Origin of the sequence: Streptomyces capitiformicae, from assembly GCF_002214185.1 — a bacterium.
GTDB classification, from domain to species: Bacteria; Actinomycetota; Actinomycetes; order Streptomycetales; family Streptomycetaceae; genus Streptomyces; species Streptomyces capitiformicae.
Window position 1 is genome coordinate 6,227,751 of the sequence record NZ_CP022161.1, and the last position, 14,712, is coordinate 6,242,462.

Annotated in this window: 14 protein-coding genes; 10 read left to right on the forward strand and 4 right to left on the reverse strand. The window is 70.2% G+C overall.

The genetic code is table 11. The features are described from left to right. The first annotated feature begins 4 nt into the window (after positions 1 to 4). The 6 genes from CES90_RS49945 to CES90_RS27770 are packed head-to-tail and all read left to right on the forward strand — an operon-like array spanning position 5 to position 4,750. Positions 5 to 1,375 carry a pentapeptide repeat-containing protein gene (locus CES90_RS49945; RefSeq protein WP_229914284.1) on the forward strand — a complete coding sequence of 457 codons (1,371 nt, stop codon included), beginning with the start codon at positions 5 to 7 and terminating at the stop codon, positions 1,373 to 1,375. Beyond that, a complete protein-coding gene (locus CES90_RS27750; RefSeq protein ID WP_189786840.1) occupies positions 1,372 to 2,388 on the forward strand; it encodes a hypothetical protein in 1,017 nt (338 codons plus the stop codon). The genes CES90_RS49945 and CES90_RS27750 overlap by 4 nt, the downstream gene beginning before the upstream one ends. A 3-nt stretch (positions 2,389 to 2,391) precedes the next feature. Then, on the forward strand, positions 2,392 to 3,036 hold the full coding sequence (locus tag CES90_RS27755) for a hypothetical protein (protein WP_189786841.1): 645 nt from the start codon (positions 2,392 to 2,394) through the stop codon (positions 3,034 to 3,036). A 46-nt stretch (positions 3,037 to 3,082) separates the two neighbouring features. Next, a complete protein-coding gene (locus tag CES90_RS27760) occupies positions 3,083 to 3,604 on the forward strand; it encodes a DUF5753 domain-containing protein (protein WP_268257052.1) in 522 nt (173 codons plus the stop codon). A gap of 26 nt (positions 3,605 to 3,630) precedes the next feature. Continuing rightward, positions 3,631 to 3,828, forward strand: coding sequence for a DUF397 domain-containing protein (locus CES90_RS27765; protein WP_189786843.1), 198 nt, complete (start codon positions 3,631 to 3,633; stop codon positions 3,826 to 3,828). Further along, the gene (locus CES90_RS27770) at positions 3,815 to 4,750 is read left to right on the forward strand and encodes an ADP-ribosylglycohydrolase family protein (protein WP_189786844.1); all 936 of its coding nucleotides are present in this window, start codon (positions 3,815 to 3,817) and stop codon (positions 4,748 to 4,750) included. Before CES90_RS27765 ends, CES90_RS27770 begins: the two co-directional genes overlap by 14 nt. 117 nt (positions 4,751 to 4,867) lie before the next feature. Here the strand turns inward: CES90_RS27770 and CES90_RS27775 are convergent, their stop codons facing one another. After that, the gene (locus tag CES90_RS27775; protein WP_189786845.1) at positions 4,868 to 5,461 is read right to left on the reverse strand and encodes a TetR/AcrR family transcriptional regulator; all 594 of its coding nucleotides are present in this window, start codon (positions 5,459 to 5,461) and stop codon (positions 4,868 to 4,870) included. A 146-nt stretch (positions 5,462 to 5,607) separates the two neighbouring features. Between CES90_RS27775 and CES90_RS27780 the strand changes: the two genes are divergently transcribed. Then, complete coding sequence (locus CES90_RS27780; RefSeq protein ID WP_189786846.1) at positions 5,608 to 6,564, forward strand: alpha/beta hydrolase family protein; 957 nt, start codon at positions 5,608 to 5,610, stop codon at positions 6,562 to 6,564. Between the two features lie 175 nt (positions 6,565 to 6,739). Here CES90_RS27780 and CES90_RS27785 read toward each other — a convergent pair whose 3' ends face one another. Further along, a complete protein-coding gene (locus tag CES90_RS27785) occupies positions 6,740 to 7,411 on the reverse strand; it encodes a TetR/AcrR family transcriptional regulator (protein ID WP_373313558.1) in 672 nt (223 codons plus the stop codon). A gap of 188 nt (positions 7,412 to 7,599) precedes the next feature. On the opposite strand from CES90_RS27785, the gene CES90_RS27790 reads away from it, so the two are divergent. Next, positions 7,600 to 8,529 carry an ABC transporter permease gene (locus tag CES90_RS27790; RefSeq protein WP_189786848.1) on the forward strand — a complete coding sequence of 310 codons (930 nt, stop codon included), beginning with the start codon at positions 7,600 to 7,602 and terminating at the stop codon, positions 8,527 to 8,529. After that, positions 8,522 to 9,301: an ABC transporter ATP-binding protein gene (locus tag CES90_RS27795; RefSeq protein WP_189786849.1), complete on the forward strand. Its 780-nt coding sequence runs from the start codon at positions 8,522 to 8,524 to the stop codon at positions 9,299 to 9,301. Before CES90_RS27790 ends, CES90_RS27795 begins: the two co-directional genes overlap by 8 nt. Before the next feature lie 22 nt (positions 9,302 to 9,323). Here the strand turns inward: CES90_RS27795 and CES90_RS27800 are convergent, their stop codons facing one another. Further along, the gene (locus tag CES90_RS27800) at positions 9,324 to 10,370 is read right to left on the reverse strand and encodes a glycosyltransferase (RefSeq protein WP_229914289.1); all 1,047 of its coding nucleotides are present in this window, start codon (positions 10,368 to 10,370) and stop codon (positions 9,324 to 9,326) included. A 110-nt stretch (positions 10,371 to 10,480) separates the two neighbouring features. Next, positions 10,481 to 13,375 (reverse strand): bifunctional glycosyltransferase/CDP-glycerol:glycerophosphate glycerophosphotransferase, encoded by a 2,895-nt coding sequence (locus CES90_RS27805; protein WP_189786850.1) that lies wholly within the window; start codon positions 13,373 to 13,375, stop codon positions 10,481 to 10,483. A gap of 171 nt (positions 13,376 to 13,546) precedes the next feature. On the opposite strand from CES90_RS27805, the gene CES90_RS27810 reads away from it, so the two are divergent. Next, entirely contained in the window at positions 13,547 to 14,581 is a 1,035-nt protein-coding gene (locus CES90_RS27810; protein WP_229914285.1) for a serine/threonine-protein kinase, read from the forward strand. The last annotated feature ends 131 nt before the right edge of the window (positions 14,582 to 14,712 follow it).

The following is a 14,712-nucleotide window of genomic DNA, read 5'->3' on the forward strand; positions in this document are numbered from 1 at the left end:
AGAAGTGACGAACACGCCCGGCCACGCTCCCAGGCCGGCCGCCGGTGGATGGGACGCCGTCGGGCTCGACCTCCATGGCGTCGATCTGTCCGGCAGGCACCTCACCGAGTCCTGGCTGACACAGGCGAGCCTCGTCGGGGCCAAGCTCGTCGGCGCGGACCTGTACCGCGCCGACGCCGAGGGCGCCGACTTCTCCGGGGCCGACCTGTCGTGCGCCTCGCTCGTGCGGGCCAATCTCGACGACGCCGTGCTCCGGGGCGCGGTGCTCGACGGTGCGGACCTGGTCAAGGCGTCGCTGTGCGGGGTGGACGCCTCGGGGGCCTCGTTCCGCGGCACCCGCTTCCTGGGCGCGTCGCTGCTGGACGTCGACCTGCGGGGAGCGGATCTCTCGTACGCCGTCCTGCGCGAGAACTCCTTCAAGGTGACCCTCGATGACGAGACGAAGGTGGTCGGGCTTTCGGGGACGGTCTTCGGGCCGGTTCGGGTCGTCGACCGCCAGGGCTGCGAGGAGCGAGAAGTCGGCGGAGTGGAACTGGAGGGATGGATACGCGCCCGGGGCGGCGACATCCGCGTTCTGCCCTTGCCCGGCGGGCCGCCACGCATCGACATCGACGACCCCGAGGTCGACATGGACGCCGGGCAGCGGCTCCTGCACCGAGGCGAGCCCTTCACCGGTGAGGTCGAGGAGCGTCTGGGCGGGGCGGTCGTCAGCCGGGACCGCTACGTCGACGGCAATGGGCACGGGCCGAGCCGCGAGTGGTACGCGGACGGCACCCCGCGTTCCGAGTCGACGGCATGGCAGGGACGCCCGGTAGGCATCGCACGGGAGTGGCACCCGGGCGGCACACTCGCGACGGAGCGCGTGTTCGCGACGGACGGGCTGACCATGCTGGAGGACCGCGCGTGGGACCAAGAGGGGCGGCCGACGAGGGCGTGGCGCGCAGCCGACAGGGACGCGATGGCCGCTCCGGCCCGCATCGACATCGACGACCCCGACGTGGACATGGATGACGGAGAGCGCCTCTTCCACAAGGGTGTTCTCTACTCCGGGGAAGTCGTGGAGTACCAGCAGGGCCGGGTGATCAGCCTGGAGACGTACGAGGACGGGGTCCCGAACGGCCCGGTCAGGCAGTGGTATCCGGATGGCTCCCCGCGTGCCGAGGGCCACATGCGGATGGGGTTTCCGGTCGGGGAGTCCCGGACGTGGCACCCGGGCGGCACACTCGCGACCAAGCGGATCACAACGGAGGACGGCCATCGCCCACTCGTGGAACGGGAGTGGGACGAGAACGGTGAACAGATCCGGGCTTGGCAAGCGCCCAAGGCCGACAGCGGTGTCCCGGCAGTAGCCGTCGACTTCGAGGACATGCTGTGATCACCACGGAACCCATCGGCGACTGGACATGGGAAATCACGCCGGACACCGCTGAGGCCAAGGCCTCGCGGGCGGCGGAGATCGCCGTGGCGGTCTGGAACATCCTGGCTCGGTATGAACTCGCGGTGTCCGTGGGCAAGGTCGATCTGTCGGTTCGCGCCATGCACGGCACGCGGGACGTACGGCTCGACGTGCGGGGTCTCGCCCTGGAGGCGGACCCCCTCGCACCGGGAACGGCTCTTTCGGACGCCGTGGCGCGAGCGGAGTCGTTCGAAGGCGACCTCCTCACCGGGCTGCGCGTCCAATGCCCCGGTGTGTGGCTGGAGTCCGGGGGTAGGCATCGCGCGGAGCAGCTGTTCACCGTCCAGGTCGACATCTGGAAGAGCGATCTCGTCGTGGTGACGCTGGAGACCTACTCCGACGCGTGGTTGACGATGGACACGCGCGAGCGGGAGCAGCCGATGATCCACGCCGAGAACGCGCCCCGGCTCTCAGCCGCTCTGCAAGCCGTTTCGGACCTGCTCGGCGGCGCCCCCGAACCGGGCGATCCCAACCGCCACGCGACTCCCACGACGACCGGTTTCGAGGACCTGACGGTCGAAGGTCCCGCCTACGCCGACTCATGGGGCACCTTCGGGGTTCCGACACGGTCCCGCCGGCTCCTGTCCCCCCTCCCCAGGACAGAGAACGAGTACGAGGACACCACGGACCACCCCGTGCGCTACTTCACCGTCCAACGGGACGGCAGGACCCTGGGCTACGTGTGGGCCTCCACCGGCGACAACGCCGCCGGCTACGAACCGAGAACGGCAGCCGGTGACGACGCGTTCGAGGTCGGCGCGGGGTGGGTACTGCGGCTCCGCGAGGCACACGGGCGAAAGCTCGACGCCCTGGAGGCCCTGGACTGGCTGCGGCAGGCTCCGCCGAGACCGGACCTCGGCCGACTCTCCGAGGAGCGTGCCCGGGAGACCCCTTCCCTCGACGCGCTGGAAGAACTGTCGGGACGCTACTGACCGATGTCGATGCTCCTCCGCTCTCCGAGAGAGTCCGCGTCATGGACCTGGAACGTGGACGGCGTCGCGCCGCCCGGCCTGGAGTCCGCACTGGCCGTCGCGGCGCGAATGTGCCATGCCCTACGGGAACACGGACTCCTGGTGCCGCCACTCGGCCTTGAGTGCGACTGGTTCGTGCACGGCACCGGTGGCATCGGCGTCACCACGCGTCTGTCGCCTCGGTGCCCCCTGGACGCCTCGGAACTGCCCGCCCGAGTCCTGACGACCCGTCCCATGGGCTTCCCCGACGCTCAGGTCGGCAGCATCCTCGTCGTGGGTTCCGGGACCTGGATCGACGCGGCAGGAGAAAAGCGCCGGGAACACCGCCTGGTCGAGCTGACGGTGGCACCCGACGCGCCCGGCATCTGGGCGGAACTGGCGGTCTTCCACGACATCTGGGGGCCCTTCGACTTCCGGGGCCTGCCCCACCCGGACATCGAGAAGCAGAACGCCCCACGCCTCGCAGCGGCCCTCCAGTCCCTGGATGCGCTCCTGGGCGTCTCCGCCGAGCCCGGCGACCCCACGTACTTCGGCACCGCCGAGGGCCACGGCATCAAGCCCCCGGAGGTGATCGACGGCCGGGGCCCGGACCTGACCGACCTGCTCTGACCGGGCAAACCGACAGCGGTAACAGCGTGGCACGGGACGGAGGACAATGGGTGGGTTGAGGCACAGCGAGAGCTGGGCGCACTCGGAGCGCCGGGCACGTCACGTGAGAGCCGTGTTCCGCTACGGGTCACCTCAACTGCTGCCGCAGGACCTGGAAGCCCACGTGGCGTTCCGGCTGCGCCGTCAGCACCTCATCACGGAGTCGACTGCGACACCGTACGAAGCGATCATCCACGAGGCGGCCCTGCGCATTCTCGTCGGCGGTCGCAAGACGGCCCGCGCACAGCTGGAACAGCTCCTCGAACGCTCGGAGCTGAACCATGTGACCCTGCGCGTCCTGCCGTTCGCCGCCGAGGACTTCGCCGGCGCCGGGCACTCAATGCTCCACCTGCACGGCACCGCACCCCAACTGGACACGGTGCAGAACGACACCGGTCACGGCAGCGTCTTCTTCGATGCAGAGCCGCTGCTCAAGCGGTACCGCAAGCGCTACAACCAGGTCGCGGGCTCAGCCCTCGATCCGGCGAGCTCCCGAGACCTTATGGCCCAAGTACTCCGGGAACTCTGAAAGGCGACCCTGAGATGCTGCGGCCCATGATCACACCCGTCACCTCGCAGAAGTCGTCCTTCTCCGGCGGCAGCGATACGGACGACCGCGTCGAACTCGCCCCCACCCCCACGGCCATACTCATACGCGAAAGCGACCACCCCACCACCCACCTCGCCACCGCCCCCACCCCCCTCCGCGCTTTCTTCACCACCCTCAAAGCAGGCACCCTTGGCCGTCGTTGACCCGCAGCGCGCCCTAGGCGCAGTCCTCGGCTCGGCTGTCGGCGACGCACTGGGCGCCCCTTTCGAGTTCGGCCCCGAGGGTGCCTTCTCCGCCCGGTTTCCCAAGGACGGGCACGGCGGTGAAATGTGCGGTGGCGGTGGCTGGGACCCCGGCGAGGCCACCGACGACACACAGATGGCGATCCTCGTCGGGGAGTCACTCGTCGAGCACGGCGGGCTCGAACTCCCCGATGTCTTCCGGCGGTTCCAGCACTGGGCCAAGGCCGACCCCAAGGACATCGGCATACAGACCGAGGACGTGCTCACCAACGGCGAACCCTGGGACCGCGCCGCCGCCCTCCACTTCCAGGTCAACCAACGTGCCGCGGGCAACGGCGCCTTGATGCGGGCCGCCACCTCCGCCGTCTACTTCGCGCCGTACGGGCGGGAGGTCACCATGGACGCCGGGCGGCAGCTTTCCGCGCTCACGCACGGGGACCCGGCGGCCTGGGAGGGGACGGCCCTGTTCCATGAGCTGGTGCGGGTGGCGTTGGGTGGGGGCGATCCGCTCGCCGTCGTGCCCGACGCCCTGGAGGCCGCACCTCTCGAACACCGGCCCCGGTACGCCGCCGTCCTCTCCCCCACCTGGCACCCCGACGACGCCACCGAGTTCAACGGCGCCGTCTGGCCCTGCCTCGGCTCCGCCGTGTGGGCTCTGCGTACGACCGACTCGTACGAGGACTCCGTACGGGCCGCCGTCGATCTCGGCGGCGACACGGACACCGTCGCCGCCGTGACCGGTGGGCTCGCGGGGGCCGTGTACGGCGTCGACGGGATCCCGCAGCGGTGGCTGGAGCCGTTGCACGTACCCCTGCCAGGGTTCGGGGGCCGGGTCCTGAGGACACCCGAACTAACCGACCTGGCGCGGAGGCTGACCGGGTAGGTGGGGGTGATTGGCAGATCTGTTCCGGCTCCGGCGGCCGCCGAAAGGTTTCTCCGAGGCCGCGAGCGGGACAGATCTGCCAATCGCCCGCCGTCCCGCCTGTGAGGAGTGCCGGCCCTACGGCCGCGGGTTCCGAAGCCCCCGGAGGAGTAGTTCGACCATGCGGCGGGGGTCGTAGTGGGGGTCGTGGCCGATGCAGAGGTTGCCGATGGCGCGCATCAGTTCGTAGGGCTGTGTGCCGGGGGTGATCTCGTCGACTGCGACAGCGGCGTCCAGCAGTTGGGCGCAGACGGGGACCAGGCGGTCGAGGAAGTAGGCGTGGAGCGCTTCGAAGCCGCTGCTGTCGGATTGCAGGGCGCCCGCCAGACCGTGCTTCGTGACGAGGAAGTCGACGAAGAGGTCGGCCCATTGACGGAGGGCGGCGAACGGGGAGTCGGTGCCGGCCAGCAGGGTGGGTCCGGCCTCGGCGCAGGCCTCGACCTGGTGGCGGTAGACGGCGACGACGAGATCCGCCCGGGTGGGGAAGTGACGGTAGATCGTCCCCACGCCGACGCCCGCTTGGCACGCGATCTCACGGATGGGCGCGTCGACGCCCGAGGTGACGAACACCTCGGCGGCGGCAGCGAGCAGCACCCGCTGGTTGCGCACCGCGTCGGCCCGTTTGCCTCGGGTGGGCTTCTCCTCGGACTCGGACTGGCCTGTTGTGGGCACTGCGTACTTCCTCCGGCGATTCAGGGATCCAGCGATTCAGCGATCCGGCGATCCGGCGATCCGGCGATCCGGCGACCGTTGACTAAGCGGAACAGTGTTCCGTATGTTTTAGCGGAACAGTGCTCCGCTTTGAAGGGCAACTCATCATGCGCGCATCGACTCACCCTGCCGCCACCTTAGGCTCACCCTCTCCCGTCCTCTCGGTCAGTCCGGTCGTGCTGCCGGCTCTCGACCGGGCCGTGGACCTGGAGCTGCGAGTGTCCGCGCCCGTGACCGGGGACGACCTGCCGGTCATCCTCCTCTCGCACGGCCAGGGCTACTCGAACCACCTCTCCTCCCTGAACGGCTACGCCCCCCTCGCCAACTTCTGGGCGGCGCACGGCTTCGTCGTCGTCCAGCCCACCCACCTGAGTTCGAGGTCCCTGAGCCTGGACCCCGACACTCCGGGTGCGCCGATGTTCTGGCGGTCGCGGGCCGAGGACATGTCGTTCGTCCTCGGCCGGCTCGACGCGATCGAGGCCGCCGTCCCGCAGCTCGCCGGACGCCTGGACCACGGCAGGGCCGCCGTCGCCGGGCACTCGATGGGCGGGCACACCGCGAGCCTGCTGCTGGGCGCCCGGCTCACCGATCCGGACGACGGTACGGAAGTGGACCTGACCGAGCCCCGGATCAAGGCGGGTGTCCTGCTCGCCGCGCCCGGCGGGGGTGGCGACTCCCTCACCGAGTCCGCTGCCGAGGGCCTTCCCTTCCTCTCGACCATGGACTTCTCCAAGATGACGACGCCCACGCTCGTGGTCGTCGGCGACAGGGACGCGTCCCACCTGACGGTTCGGGGTCCGGAGTGGTTCACCGATCCGTACGTCCTCTCCCCCGGCCCCAAGTCCCTGCTCACCCTGTTCGACGCGGAGCACGGCCTCGGGGGAGTCTCCGGCTACGACGTCGCCGAGACGACGGACGAGAGCCCTGAGCGGGTGTCCGTGGTACAGCGCCTCACGTGGGCCTATCTCCGCTCGGAGTTGTACCCCGGGGACCCTGCTTGGCGGACGGCGAGTGAGGCGCTGGCGGCCGACGCCGACGCGCTCGGACGGGTGGAGTCCAAGTAGAGCCCAGCTCGAGGGGCTGGGTTCGGGTGCCCGGCGCCGGAGCTGGGCGGGGGCGGGGTGCGCAACTCGGCGCTACGAGGTACCGCTGCGCCCGCCCTCCCCCCCGCTCTCGGCTTCGTTCCAGCGGGGGACCCCCATCGACCCAGCGGCACGACTGCCCGCAGCTACGCCAGCGCTACAGCGCCCGCAACCCCGCCGCCGTAGCCCGGGTCAGGCTCTCCAGGTAGCCCTTCGGCAGCTTCGGTGCCCGTACGACCACCGACCGCCAGTACAGCGGGCCGGAGATCAGGTCCAGCGCCAGGTCCTCGTCGACGCCCTCCCGGACCTCGCCGCGCGCGACGGCCGCCGCCACGATCCCCGTCGCCACGCTCTGCTGGCCCTCCCGCAGCGCCTTCTGCATGGCCTCGGCGATCTCGGGATTGCGCGCGGCCTCGGCCTGGAGGTCGGGGATGATCTGCCCGGCGACGGGATGGCGCAGGGCGCGGGACGTGACCTCGTACAGGAGCCGCAAGTCGCCCTCCAGCGAGCCCGTGTCCGGCAGCGGGAGACCCTGCACCGCCACCGCCGAGACCAGGTCGAGGACCAGGTGGAGCTTGGACCGCCAGCGGCGGTACACCGCGGTCTTGCCGACGCCCGCCCGCCGCGCGATGCCCTCGATGGACATCCGCGCATAGCCGACGGCGGCCAGTTCCTCGAAAACGGCCGCCCGGATCGCCTCCGTCACGTCCTCGCGCAGCACGGCCGCCCCGGCGGGCGCCCGGCGACGGCGCGGCGGAGTGCGCTCGGCCCCCGCCCCGGCCCCGGCTCCCGCCTCGGCCCCCTTACCGGCGTCGGCGTTCGTCGTCATGCCCACCAGCATAGAGCGTTACGACGAAACGGTTGCGTTCCGACGTCGAATCGGCTTACGCTCACGTTGCGACGATACGGTCCCGTCCCGACGTAAGGGCAAGGCAGGAGCAGTACAAGAGCGGTGCGACGAGGCGTGAGACGCCGCCGAGCACGCGGGACCACCCCCCACTACCGAAAGCAGCGGATGTGAGCCAGGTCCTCCACACACCGCCACCGACCACGAAGACCGGCCCCGCCACGACGCCCGCCGAGTCCCCCGCGCAGCTCGCCGCGCGGTACGGCCTCAGCGTCAGCGGGGCCCGCCCCACCCTGCGCGAGTACGTACGGCGGTTGTGGGCCCGGCGGCACTTCATCACCGCCTTCGCCACGGCGAAGCTGACCGCGCAGTACAGCCAGGCGAAGCTCGGCCAGGTCTGGCAGATCGTGAACCCGCTGCTCAACGCGGCGGTCTACTACCTCATCTTCGGCGTCCTCATGGGCACCAAGCACGGTGTGCCGGACTACGTCCCGTTCCTGGTCACCGGCGTGTTCGTGTGGACGTTCACGCAGAGCTCGATCATGGCCGGCACCCGGGCCATATCCGGCAGCCTCGGCCTCGTCCGCGCCCTGCACTTCCCCCGGGCCTCGCTCCCCCTGTCGTACTGCCTGCAACAGCTTCAGCAACTGCTGTTCTCCATGGCCGCCCTGGTCGTGATCCTGCTCGCGTTCGGGGTGCCGGTCGCCGCGTCCTGGCTGCTGATCGTGCCCGCGCTGACGCTGCAGTTCATGTTCAACGCCGGCGTCGCGATGGTCATGGCGCGCGTCGGCGCCAAGACCCCCGACATCGCGCAGCTGATGCCGTTCGTGCTGCGGACGTGGATGTACGCGTCCGGCGTGATGTTCAGCCTGGACAAGATCCTCGCCGACCGTGATCTGCCGCGGTTCGTGCACGTCCTGCTGGAGTACAACCCGGCCGTCCTCTACATCGACCTCATGCGGTTCGCGCTCATCGACAGCTTCGAGGCGCACCAGCTGCCGCCGCACGTATGGGCCGCGGCCCTCGGCTGGGCGCTCCTCGCGGGCATCGGCGGGTTCATCTACTTCTGGAAGGCTGAGGAGACGTACGGCCGTGGCTGAGATCATCCCCACCGTCGTCGTAGACGGCGTCGACATCGTCTACCGCGTCAACGGCACCGGGGCGGGGCGCGGCAGCGCCACCGCCGCGCTCAACCGCATCCTGCGGCGGAAGAAGGCCGAGAAGGCCGCCGGCGTGCGCAAGGTGCACGCCGTGCGGAACGTCTCCTTCACCGCGTACCGGGGCGAGGCGATCGGCCTCATCGGCACGAACGGGTCCGGCAAGTCCACGCTGCTCAAGGCCGTCGCCGGGCTGCTCCCCGTCGAGAACGGCCGTATCTACACGGACGGTCAGCCCTCTCTCCTCGGCGTCAACGCCGCGCTGATGAACGACCTCACCGGTGAGCGCAACGTCCATCTCGGAGGGCTCGCGATGGGGATGTCCCGGGAGCAGGTCAAGGAGCGGTATCAGGAGATCGTCGACTTCTCCGGGATCAACGAGAAGGGGGACTTCATCACGCTGCCCATGCGGACGTACTCCTCCGGGATGGCTGCGCGGCTGCGGTTCTCCATCGCCGCGGCCAAGGATCACGACGTGCTGCTGATCGACGAGGCGTTGGCGACCGGCGACGCGTCGTTCCGGAAGCGGTCGGAGGCACGGATTCGTGAGCTTCGGAAGAACGCGGGGACCGTGTTCCTTGTCAGCCACAACAACAAGTCGATCCGGGATACGTGTGATCGCGTGTTGTGGCTGGAGAGGGGAGAGCTGCGGATGGACGGGGCTACGGAGGACGTGCTGAAGGAGTACGAGAAGTTCACGGGCGGGAAGAGGTAGGGCGCCTCGCCTGAGCTCGTCCTCACCTCTCCAGGAACGTGAAAAGGCGCTCCCAGCTGTCCGTGATCTCGTCCGCCCCGTACCGCCGGATGTTCTCCCGCGCCCTCTCCCCCATCCTGTCCCGCAGCGCCCTGTCCGACATCAACTGGTCCAGTTTGCGGGCCAGTTCGGCCGTGTTGCCGGGGCGGGCCAGGAGGCCGTCCTCGCCGTCGTCGATGATCTCGTGGACGCCCGGTGCGCAGTCGAAGGCCGCGCAGGGGACTGCCATGGCCATGGCTTCCATGAGGGCGAGGGGGAAGCCCTCGCCCCTCGACGACAGGGCGAAGACCGAGCCTGCGCGCAGTGCGCCCGGTACATCGTTCGTGCGGCCCATCCAGCGCACCGAGGCGTCGAGGCCCAGTGCCGTGCACTGCTTGCGCAGCAGTTCCTCGTCCTCGCCCGAGCCGTAGATCTTGAGGGTCCAGTCGGGGTGGCGTGGGGCCACCTCGGACCAGGTGTCGAGGAGCATGTCGACGCCCTTCTCGTCGCTGAGGCGGCCGATGCTGATGACGGACTTCTCGGTGCGGGGGGACGGGGTGTCGGGGAGCCAGGGGACGGCGTTCGGGATGAACGAGGTGTTGTCGAGGCCCTCGGTGATCCAGCGGTCGGCGTCCTCGCGGGTGAGGACGAGCATGCGGTCGACGTCGCGGTAGTGCTTGAGGACGCGCCGGAAGCGGGAGCTCGCCTTGGACGTCTCGTAGGACTCGTGGCTCATGCCGATGACGGTCAGGCCGGTTGTGTCGGCGAGCTTCACCCACTCCATCGCCCACACCTGGGTCACGATGACCACCCCGCCGGGGCGTGCGGCGACGAAGAGCCGGGTCAGTCGGGCCGCCCGGTCGCGCATGCTCGCGTCCCGCGCCCGGCCGGGGGCCGGCGGCTGGCCGTCGTACAACCTCGTCGTGGGGTAGGGCAGTTCGCCGAGGTCGTGCGGGTCCTCGGGGGTGGTGATGCCGATGACGTGGACGCGGTGGCCGCGCTCGGTGAAGAGCCGGGCCATGTGGTGCGACCAGCTGGTCACACCGCCCATCTCGTCCACGCTGTTGGAGACCAGGAAGATGTCCCGCTGCCCGCCGGTCACTCGCGCCTCCACGCCGGTCACTCGCGCCTCCACGCCGGTCACTCGCGCCTCCACGCCGGTCACTTGCGCCTCCACTCGGAGAAGAACTCGTCCACGATCCGTCGCGCCGCCGTGCCCTTGTCGTACTCGCCGAAGTCCGCGACGAAGCGCTCGCGGGCGGACGCGTACTTGACCGACTGTTCCTCCAGCGTCGACGCCGCCAGCAGGGCGTGCAGTTCGTCCTCCGTGCGTACCACCGGGCCCGGCGCCCGTTCCAAGAGGTCGAAGTACGTGCCTCGGCCCTCGTGCACGTACTCCTCGTAGTCGTACGTGAAGAAGAGCATCGGGCGGTCCAGCAGGGCGTAGTCGAACATCACGGACGAGTAGTCGGTGATCAGCGCGTCGGCCAGGGCCAGGACGGGGGTCACGTCGTGGTGTGCGGACACGTCGATGACCCGGCCTCGGACGGAGGGCGGGAGTACGACGTGGTTGAGGTAGTGGGCGCGGACGAGGAGGACGTACTCGTCGCCGAACCTCTCCGCGAAGCGTTCCACGTCGAAGGGGAGCGAGAAACGGCGTTGACCGTGCTGGCGGAAGGTGGGGGCGTAGAGCAGGACCTTCTTGTCGGCCGGGATTCCCAACTCGGCTGCGAGCGGCGGGCGTTCGGCCGCACCGTGAAGGTCCCTCGCCCGCACCAGTTCGTCGTTGCGCGGGTAGCCCACCCGCAGCAGCGTCTTCTCGCTCAGCCGGAAGGCCTTCGCCAACGTAACGACGTCGTGCTCCGAGCGGATCAGGAAGTGGTCGAAACGGTCCAGGGTGCGCTGCTGTTCCGCCTGCTCGGCGCGGGACTTGAGTTTCCAGCCGGGCTCGTCGAAGCCCATCCGCTTGAGCGCGGAGCCGTGCCAGGTCTGGAGGTAGGTCGTGCCGGGGCGCTTGGTCAGCTTCAGCGGGTAGCTCTGGTTGTCGATCCAGAACTCGGCGCGGGCCAGCGCGCGTAGGTAGGGCAGGGACCAGCGGCGTACGAGGGTGGCGTCGGAGGGGAAGCCGTCGGGCTTGCCCGCGTACGACCACACCGCTTCGAAGTCGAGGCCCTGGCGGCGCATCTCCTCGTAGATCGCCCGGGGGCTGTCGCTGTACTGCCGGCCGAGGTGGCTCTCGAAGACCACCAGGCGCCTGTGCACCGGCATCCGCTGGAAAACCTCATGGTAAAGGCGGATTTTGGTGTCCCCGGAGGTGGCCCTCTTGCGGAGCGCCTTCGCCTTGCGGTAGCCGGACTTGGCCAGGCGGCCGGGGGTGCCCCGGAGGCCCTGGGTGACGAGGACGTTCGCCTTCTTGTCGGGGACGAGGCGGAAGGCGAGGTGGCCGCGGGCGGAGATCTGCGGTGCGATGCGGTCGGCGATCAGACGGGTCAGACGGGGGCGAACCGGCAGCTCCCCGGTGGCCAGGTCCGGTTCGGCGGCGGTGAGACGGCTGGTGGTGCGCTTTCCGTCGACATCGAGGTGGAGGCGTACGTCCCACATGGCGTCCACGACGCCGAGCGGTCGGAGGGTCTTCGACACATTCGCCGTGGCCTGCCAGCTCACGTACGGGCCCTCGTGGCGCACCGCCGGCACCGGGACGCGGAAGGTCTGGAAGCGTACGCCCGGACGGCGGGCGTAGAACTCCAGCTCGGCGGTCAGCCGGGCGGCGGGCGGGATGACGCCGAGGGGGTTGGTGACGCGGCCGGCGAGGCGGATGACGCCGCCGCCCTCCTCCTGCCGGTACTCGGTCAGTTCGTTGCGGAGGAACAGCTTTTCGACGGGGCGGGCGTGATAGCCGAATTCGGTGACATCGAGGATCCGGCGGGCGAAGGGATCCTCCAGGTGCCCGGCGTCGCACCAGTAGATCCGTCCGTCGCGTTCGACGAGCGGGGCGGAGACCTTGTCGCGGTTGGTGAGCGTGTCCACGGCGGGCAGCAGGTTGGCCCAGTCGCTCTGCCGCAGGAGATACGCGCAGATCGCGTGGATGGGCTCGACCTCGTCGTACGCGGCCGGGTCGATCGACGCCAGGTAGGCGCGGGCGAGCGCGGCGAACTCCTGACGGTAGGCGGCGTCCCGGAGGGGCAGATCACGCAGGTGCAGCACCAGGTCGTGCTTGAGGAACTTGACGTCCTTGTGGAACTTCAGCGCCCCCATGTCCCGGTCGGCGAGCAGCCGGTCGACCCTGCGGTGGATCTCCATGCGGTGCGCGAAGTTGGCGATCTCGGCCCGCCGGTTGCTGATCGACTTGGCGGCGGGCGACTCTGTGTTCTGAACGACGTTCCAGTCGTAGACCCGGTTCGGGATGAGCGTGATCCGGCGGGCGGCCGCGTACGCCTGGGCGGAGAAGAAGAGGTCCTCGTAGTGGATGCCCACGGGGAATTCCAGACCGTTGTCGATGAGGAAGTCCCGGCGGTAGCACTTGTTGGTCGACAGGGTGTCGTAGACCAGCAGGTCGGGGAGTTCGGAGATCGAGTCGAGGGTACGGGTGCGGGCGTACAGCCACGGGTACCACTTGACCTCCTTACGCGTGCGCGTGTCCACGTGGACGCGGACGCAGAGGCCGGAGACCAGATCGGCGCCGGTGCTCTCGGCGGCCTCCAGCATGTTCCGGCAGGCGTTGCGCTCCAGGACGTCGTCGCTGTCGAGGAAGAGGACGTACTCGCCCCGCGTCCGCAGGATGCCGTGGTTCCGGGGCGCGCCGCAGCCGCCGCTGTTCTCGGGGAGCCGGTACGCCCGTACGCGCTCGGGGTGCTCGGCGGCGAGGCGCCGGGCCGTCTCGTACGAGCCGTCCGTGCTGTGGTCGTCGACGATCACGACCTCGACGCTCCGCAGCGTCTGCTCCAGCACCGACCGTACGGCGGTGGGCAGCCTGGCCTCGTCGTTGTAGACGATCACGACGACGGACATGGCAGGTCGCTGATCCACGCCGACATTCACCCCATTAGTTCTGTTCATCCCTGCTTCACCCCTCCATAAGCCGTGAGGGGCTTGGGGTCTACTTTGATAGATGCCCGTGGGCGCGTACGGGTTCCTTCGGTGGCATCGCGGGATCCACGGGCCCGCCGCGCCCGCGATACGCTCCGGATACGACTGTGAGCGGAGGGGGGCCGGGGGATGCGCGGGGTCGTGCCTGAGGCACTGCGGGCGGAGGATCCGCGGGAGATCGCCGGGTACCCGTTGTACGCCCGCATCGGCGAGGGCGGCATGGGCACGGTCTACCTCTCCCGCAGCCGGGGCGGCCAGCCGGTCGCGCTGAAGCTGGTCCGTGCCGAGTACGCCGACAGCCCGGCCTTCCGTGAGCGCTTCGCCCGCGAGGTGGCGGCCGGGCGCCGGGTCTCCGGCTACCACCTGGTGCCGATCGTCGACCACGACGCGGGGGCGGAGCGCCCCTGGCTGGCCACCCGCTACGTCCCCGGCGTCCCCCTCGACCAGGTCCTCGAGACCCACGGCCCGCTCCCCATGCCCGCCGTCCTCCAACTGCTGGCCTGCGCCGCGTACGCCCTCGACGCCGTGCACACCGCCGGGGTGATCCACCGCGACGTCAAGCCCGCCAACCTCCTGCTCGCCGCCGACGGGCCGTGGCTGCTCGACTTCGGCATCGCCCGCGCGGCCGGCTCCGCCACGCTCACCACGGCCGGACGTCTGATCGGCACCCCGCGCTACATGTCCCCCGAGCACGCCCTCGGCCGCCGGGTCACCTCCGCGTCCGACGTCTTCGCGCTCGGCCTGATCGCGGCGGTCGCCGCCACCGGACGGCACCCGTACGGCCGGGGCAACCCCCTCGCCATCGCCACCCGCATCGCCGCCACCGACGTCACCCCGCCCACCCTCGACGGCGTCGAACGCCCCCTCCTCGACGTCATCCGCCGCTGCCTCACCCCCGACCCGGCCGCCCGCCCCACGGCCGCCGCCATCGCCGAACACTGCGCGGGAGCGGCCCGCCGGGACGTCCGCGACTTCACCGCGTGGCTGCCGGGGCCGGTGGCGACCAGTGTCGCCATCATCGAGACGGCCTTCCGCGCGCTGTCCTTGTCGGAGGCCCCCACGGCCCCGGTCCCACCCCACCTGGCGGACGCCCCGACGGTACGGAAGGTCCCGGCGACGGCCCCGATCACGGTGCGGGACGAGGAGTGGCAGCGGAGGGTACGACGGGAACCGTAGCCGTGCGCGACAGAGCTCGGCCGGTCAGGGTTCCGTGGCGACTGCGGGTCATTCGTGGTTGCTCGCGCAGTTCCCCGCGCCCCTTGAAAGCCAGGGGGCGCCCCCAGTTTTTCAGGGGCGCGGGGCTGTAT

Coding starts and splice junctions, on each gene's coding strand:
- CES90_RS27800 (WP_229914289.1), bottom strand. CDS start 10,370: ATGGGCGGTGTGACCAGCTGGTCGCACCACATGGCCCGGCTCTTCACC.
- CES90_RS27755 (WP_189786841.1), top strand. CDS start 2,392: ATGTCGATGCTCCTCCGCTCTCCGAGAGAGTCCGCGTCATGGACCTGG.
- CES90_RS27780 (WP_189786846.1), top strand. CDS start 5,608: ATGCGCGCATCGACTCACCCTGCCGCCACCTTAGGCTCACCCTCTCCC.
- CES90_RS27785 (WP_373313558.1), bottom strand. CDS start 7,411: ATGACGACGAACGCCGACGCCGGTAAGGGGGCCGAGGCGGGAGCCGGG.
- CES90_RS27805 (WP_189786850.1), bottom strand. CDS start 13,375: ATGAACAGAACTAATGGGGTGAATGTCGGCGTGGATCAGCGACCTGCC.
- CES90_RS27760 (WP_268257052.1), top strand. CDS start 3,083: ATGGGTGGGTTGAGGCACAGCGAGAGCTGGGCGCACTCGGAGCGCCGG.
- CES90_RS27765 (WP_189786843.1), top strand. CDS start 3,631: ATGATCACACCCGTCACCTCGCAGAAGTCGTCCTTCTCCGGCGGCAGC.